The sequence below is a fragment of the Phyllobacterium sp. genome, from assembly GCF_037994405.1.
Lineage (GTDB): Bacteria > Pseudomonadota > Alphaproteobacteria > Rhizobiales > Rhizobiaceae > Phyllobacterium.
The window spans coordinates 1-2,791 of record NZ_JBBNAN010000426.1; the positions used below are offsets into that span (position 1 = coordinate 1).

A 2,791-nucleotide genomic window follows, 5' to 3' on the forward strand; every position below is an offset into this window, starting at 1 on the left:
GGCTAGGACGGCGGTAAGGGTCAAGGGCCCCGTAGCGCCATAGTTGTCCACGACATAGCCGCCGACAACCGCGCCGATAGTGATAGCGACCTGGAAAGAGGCGACCATTAAGCTGCCCGCTGCCTCAAGCGCGTCAGGCGCCGCGCGGGACAGATTGGTCGGCAGCACCACGGGCGCCATGCCGAAGGCGAAGCCCCAAAGCATAGCGAAGCCGAAGGCAACGCCGATGTGCACGCCCCAAAGTACCAAAGCGAGCGCCGCAAACGCCATTAACGCGGCGGTGGCCGCGAGGGCCATGCGGATATTGGCGTCGGCCATGCGGCCACCGGCAATATTACCGATCACAGCGGCGATGCCAAACCCGAGCAGCGCCAGGGCAATCGGCCCGGTTGCAAGGAGCGTAACCTGTTCGAGGAAGGGGCGCACATAGACCGAGCCAGCAAAATGCCCCGTCATCAGCAAAAGGATAGCAAGCATGCCCAGTTGAATGCCACGCCGCCGTGTCAGCCGAAAGACATCGGCAAGACTGTTGCTTGTGCTTGCAGGCAGGGTCGGCAGGCTGAGCAACTGCAGCAGCATGGCAAGCGCGGCCAGCCCCGCTGTCACGGCCATGGCGCTGCGCCAGCCCAACCAGTCGCTGATCAATGCACCCATCGATGGTGCGGCAATGGTGGCGAGCGAGACGCCGAGGGTGACGATAGCCATGCCCCGACCTGTCGCATTGGCGCCAACCAGCCTCGCTAAGACGGCAACTGAAAGCGCCCAGAAAGCGCTGAGGGCGATGCCCAACCCGGCCCGACCTAACAATAATAGCCAGAAATCGGTCGCTAACGCCGCAAGAATATTGGAGCCGATCGCCAAGGCACTGAGACCAACCAGCACCGTCTTGCGGTTCAATCGGCCGATGAGAACATTGCTCAACAAGGCCGTCACGGCGCCGACGGAAGCGGTGGCGGTGACGACCTGTCCGGCCGTTCCCTCGCTGATACCGAGATCGCGCGCCATTGGCGTCAACAGGCCTGCCGGCAGAAACTCGGCTGACACCAGCGCAAAGCTGGCGGCCGCCATTGAAAGGACCGCGAACCAGGTGGCCGCGCTCCATTCGGCTGGCGCAGCTGCATCAAGGTCTATCACCGCGCCATCAAGCTGTAATGTTGTGTCCGTCATTGAAGTATCTCCAAGGTTTAGAGATCTTCATAGACGAGTCTTTTCGGATGATATGTGTCCTAAAATCCGAAATCCATGTCTATTCGTCCGGAAATTGTGCGACGCACAACGCCCGGCGAGACATTGGTGATGCGCTTGAACGCGCGAGCGAAGGATGCCTCGGATTCATAGCCCAAACGGGTAGCGACCTCAGCAACCGACATGCCGCTTTGCCCCAACAACTCGCGGGCAAGCTGCATACGCAGACGGGCGAGATAGCGTGCCGCGCCTTCCCCTAAAACAGCGCTGAAGCGCTCGGCGAAAATCGAGCGCGATTGGCCTGCTAGGCCGGCGAGGCTTTCGAGTGTCCAGTTATGGCCGGGGTCTCGGTGCATGGCTGCCAGGGCGCGGCCGATATGGGGGTCGCGGATGGCGGCGAGCCAACCGGTGGTCGGGGCTCCGGTGCAATTGACCCAGCAGCGGATGAGCCGCGCTGTGAGCAGGTCCGCCATTCGTGATAAGATGGTGGCGCTGCCCATCTGCGGTTGTGCGGCCTCCGCCGTCATAGCCACTAGCAAGGGACCAACGATCGGGTCATTGCCGGCCACATCGCAGCCCTTGATAATTGGCGGCATCAAAGTGACCAAGGGGTTAAGCGCACAGGCGCCCAAGGCCATGGAGCCGCAGAAAAGGGTGCTGGTCGCACCCGTTCCTTCCCGCACAAATTCGCAAACGTTGCTCCCCAACTTGGTCACCTGGCAACCTTTGAGCGAATCGCCCACAACATCCGGCGCGCTGGCCAGCCGATGGGCGATGCCTTGCGGCAGCAGCACCAGATCGCCATCGTGCAACTCCTGCCAGCCTTGCGCTTCGGTATGGATCCAGCATGGACCCTGGCTGACAAAGTGAAAACGAAGCAGCGGTTGTTGCGGAAAGGCGATGCTCCATGGATGTCGGAGCTCGCAGCGGCCATAGTTGACGCCACTCAAGCGAAAGTCTTGTAGGACTTCGCTTAGCGCATCCATTGGGATATGTGGCGGCGAAGACGGTCGGGACGAATGGTCAAGCATTTGGCTAATATAGATGCCGAGCGTCCGGCAGGCAAGTGGAGACGTTGTTCAATACGATCGCCTTTCCGCCACTTTCAGCACGAAGGCATCGCGAGGCGGCTGTCTTTTCCGGCATCCGCGTTGACCGCATCAAGTTCGTCGTTTTCATGATTTTCAGGCGTGACGGCTGCCATTAGCAGCATCCTTCTCTCCTTACGCCTCTCCTCCACACAGACCAACTCCGGCATGGGCTAAGAGCTCGACGCCATCGCTGCGGTCGTGCTCGGTGGAACTTCGCTTGCTGGCGGCGTCGGTACCAATGGTCGGCGCCATTCTCGGTGCGCTGATCATTGGCGTTATCAACAACGGCATGAACATGCTGTCGGTGCCATATTTCTACCAGCTCATTGTCAAGGGTCTCGTTATTTGCCGTCTGGCTCGACATTCGTAGCAAGGCGGTCCGAATTTAGATTGGATAAGGATTATCATTGCCAGATAATCCCAGTGGTCCAGCAGCCGAGAGAATAACGAGCGTAGCGCAAAACAAGAAGTGATCTCGTGCAGCGGAGTGTCTTGCGACTCTTGGGAGAGTTGTC

General features: G+C 59.9%; 2 protein-coding genes and 1 pseudogene. 1 reads left to right on the forward strand and 2 read right to left on the reverse strand.

The features are described 5' to 3' along the window. The coding region (locus AAAC48_RS23125; RefSeq protein WP_340656442.1) for an MFS transporter at positions 1-1,167 on the reverse strand (1,167 nt) is incomplete at its 3' end. A 59-nt stretch (positions 1,168-1,226) separates the two neighbouring features. Further along, the gene (locus tag AAAC48_RS23130; RefSeq protein WP_340656443.1) at positions 1,227-2,216 is read right to left on the reverse strand and encodes an AraC family transcriptional regulator; all 990 of its coding nucleotides are present in this window, start codon (positions 2,214-2,216) and stop codon (positions 1,227-1,229) included. An 86-nt stretch (positions 2,217-2,302) separates the two neighbouring features. On the opposite strand from AAAC48_RS23130, the pseudogene AAAC48_RS23135 reads away from it, so the two are divergent. Next, positions 2,303-2,665 (forward strand): annotated as a pseudogene (locus tag AAAC48_RS23135) (ribose ABC transporter permease); the annotation flags it as partial. Positions 2,666-2,791 lie beyond the last annotated feature (126 nt).

Excerpts from the sequence above, each read along its gene's own strand:
- AAAC48_RS23130 (WP_340656443.1), bottom strand. The coding sequence starts at position 2,216 with ATGCTTGACCATTCGTCCCGACCGTCTTCGCCGCCACATATCCCAATG.